4 protein-coding genes and 1 pseudogene are annotated in these 2,939 nt (G+C 36.2%); 1 reads left to right on the forward strand and 4 read right to left on the reverse strand.

Annotated elements, in window-relative coordinates:
- Together QZ359_RS07230 and QZ359_RS07235 are read right to left on the reverse strand one after the other, a co-directional pair.
- Positions 1-658, reverse strand: a pseudogene (locus QZ359_RS07230) (heavy metal translocating P-type ATPase); the annotation flags it as partial.
- A 1-nt stretch (position 659) separates the two neighbouring features.
- On the reverse strand, positions 660-938 hold the full coding sequence (locus QZ359_RS07235) for a DUF6110 family protein (protein ID WP_000910909.1): 279 nt from the start codon (positions 936-938) through the stop codon (positions 660-662).
- 150 nt (positions 939-1,088) lie between these two features.
- Here QZ359_RS07235 and QZ359_RS07240 point away from each other — a divergent pair, with 150 nt between their 5' ends.
- Positions 1,089-1,937 (forward strand): putative RNA methyltransferase, encoded by an 849-nt coding sequence (locus tag QZ359_RS07240; RefSeq protein WP_023943994.1) that lies wholly within the window; start codon positions 1,089-1,091, stop codon positions 1,935-1,937.
- A 352-nt stretch (positions 1,938-2,289) separates the two neighbouring features.
- On the opposite strand, the gene QZ359_RS07245 is transcribed toward QZ359_RS07240, so the two are convergent.
- Positions 2,290-2,496, reverse strand: a complete 207-nt coding sequence (locus tag QZ359_RS07245) for a hypothetical protein (RefSeq protein WP_023943996.1) — start codon at positions 2,494-2,496, stop codon at positions 2,290-2,292.
- A gap of 360 nt (positions 2,497-2,856) precedes the next feature.
- Positions 2,857-2,931 carry a glycogen/starch/alpha-glucan phosphorylase gene (locus QZ359_RS09515; protein WP_365967720.1) on the reverse strand — a complete coding sequence of 25 codons (75 nt, stop codon included), beginning with the start codon at positions 2,929-2,931 and terminating at the stop codon, positions 2,857-2,859.
- Between the last annotated feature and the right edge of the window lie 8 nt (positions 2,932-2,939).

A 2,939-nucleotide genomic window follows, 5' to 3' on the forward strand; every position in this document is an offset into this window, starting at 1 on the left:
GGACCAAGACATCTCCTATTTGAACATCGGAACTCTTGATACTAACGACCGTATCCCCCTGTACTAAGAATACGTCGCTCTCTTTTGCAAGAAGGCTTTGCTCTAAATCTGTTGCAGTTTTTTTCAAGGACCATTGATCTAAATGATTCCCCAAATCAAGCATAAACATGATGTTGCTAGCAGTCTTGGATTGGTTCATGAACAAAGACAATAAAATAGCCGAACAGTCCAAGACCTCCATCGTTAGTTCCTTACGCGCTAGTGTTTGATAGGCTTCTCTAATATAGCCAAAAGCCTGATAACAAGTCCATATATAGCGAATAGGATACGGAACAAAACTACGAAAAAGTATACGCTTAATCGCTGCACCTGAAACAATAGAATAAGCACTCTCTTCTCTACGAATGGGAAGAGTCATCAACTCAGAAACTTTCCCTTTATCAATTCTTTTTAAAAAGGCTTCTGCATTATCTAATACAGAAAAGCCTTCTTTTATACGTAGAGTAAAGTGCTGTTGATCCATGTAAAACTGGATAGACTCAATTCCCTTTTCATCTCTCGCCAAGGAACGAAGATAGTCTTGAATATCCAAGGTGAGTGAAAAAGAAGATGATAGTCGGATATGTTGGTATCCTCTATGTAGCACTTTAAAAGACATATTATTCTCCTATAAGGCTATCTAATTGCTCTTCTTTTTTCTCTTGCTCGTACAAATATTTGGCATCTTGCAAGACATCGTCTCCATGTTGTTTCACAACAGAAACAGATGCATCTAGCTCGTCTTTCAACTTGTAAGCCTTAGCCAAAGCTTTAGAATAACCTTTTTTAGCTTCCTTACTTGCTAAGATTTTCAAACCAAGGGTACCAAATGCGACACCACCCAAAAAGAGTGATGATTTTTTCGCAACTTTTGCGACGGTCAATACTTCTTTTAACATACTTATTTCCTCCTAGCTATTATTATATAGCAATTTAGATATAAAAGCAATTTAATTTTTGTACTTTGAAAAGTAATTATACTACTATTTAATTCTATTACAAATCATCCTAAAGTTGCTTTCATTTGCCTCTTTTGATACACTTAAACTATGAATACAAATCTCAAACCTAAACTTCAGCGTTTTGCTTCTGCGACTGTCTTTGCCTGTCCTATCTGTCAAGAAAATCTGACTCTGGTAGAGAACAGTCTCAAATGCAACAATCGTCATTCTTTTGACTTGGCTAAATTTGGCTATGTCAATCTGTCACCTCAAATCAAGCAATCTGCCAACTACGACAAGGAAAACTTTCAAAACCGCCAACAAATCCTAGAATCTGGATTTTATCAGGCTATTTTAGAAGATATTTCGGACTTACTAGCAGCTAATCCATCCGCAAAAACTGTCTTAGATATTGGTTGTGGCGAGGGCTTCTACTCTCGCAAACTCCAAGAAAGTCATCCTGACAAAACCTTCTATGCCTTTGATATTTCCAAAGATTCCGTCCAAATCGCTGCAAAGAGCGAACCCAACTGGGCAGTCAATTGGTTCGTTAGCGACTTGGCTCGTCTTCCTATAAAAGACGCCAGCATGGATATCCTACTAGATATCTTTTCACCTGCCAACTATGGAGAATTTCGTCGCGTTTTATCCAAAGACGGTATCTTAATAAAGGTTATCCCAACTAAAAATCACCTCAAGGAAATCCGTCAGAAGGTACAAGACCAGCTGACAAACAAGGATTATTCTAATCAAGATATCAAGGAGCATTTCCAGGAACATTTTACCATCCTATCTAGTCAAACTGCCTCTCTGACTAAAACTATCACAGCAGAGCAGCTCCAAGCCCTACTTAGTATGACTCCTCTCCTCTTTCACGTCGACCAGAGCAAGATTGACTGGAGCCAACTGACAGAGATTACCATTGAAGCAGAGATTTTGGTTGGGAAAACATTGTAAACTAGACTTCGCAAAAGTAGAAAACTTACTGAGAATCTTCAATATTACGAAAACGCATAAGAACAGGTACTCAAAAACCTTAATCTTATGCGTTTTGTTATGCAAAAATCACTGGAATTTCTATACACATTAAGCGGAAATCTTTGAAATCAATTCTCTTAATAACCATTGAATACCATATATTACATTTACCCCAAATATGATATAGGCCGTATAAATCAAGTATTTCGATTTCTTCTGCCTCAAAGAATAGATTTTGTACAAGATAAACAAATTTAAAATAATAAATAATAGAGACAAAAGCTTCCTCCAAAAATCAATAAAGGTACACAGCTAAGCATAGCCCTAAACTTTATTTTCGATTCGAGATAACAAACTTATCAATAAATAGCAAGTGAAATAAGGCCAGTACCAGACCCCAAACGCTACCACGAAAAGAGATTTCTTGATGATTGAGAGGAAACAAATCATGGTTACCTATATAGAGGCAGGTCAAAATGATAAATAAAATCCAAAATAAATCCGTCCATTTATATTTTGAAAAATATTTTTTCCACATAAAAACACCTTCTTTCCTACAATCATATTATAATACTTTGTGTAAGCGAATACAAGGAATATGAGGGAATCAACTACAAAGAAACATGAGGTTGAAAGAGAGTAAAAGAAGTATTTCTAAGCTTTAACTGTATCTATGATTTCTATCTTTTTAAGACAAGATTGACCCAAATCCACAGCATTTAAAAAAGCGAATTTCAATCGAAACTCGCTTTTTTACAAAATGTATTAGTATAGATTTTGTATCTTATACTCAATGAAAATCAAAGAGCAAACTAGGAAGCTAGCCGCAGGTTGCTCAAAGCACTGCTTTGAGGTTGCAGATAAAGCTGACGTGGTTTGAAGAGATTTTCGAAGAGTATTAGTTCAAGTGCCAGATATCTTCGTTATACTGAGCGATTGTACGGTCAGATGAGAAGAATCCTGCTTTAGAAATGTTAACGA

Origin of the sequence: Streptococcus sp. (assembly GCF_019414905.1) — a bacterium.
GTDB lineage: Bacteria > Bacillota > Bacilli > Lactobacillales > Streptococcaceae > Streptococcus.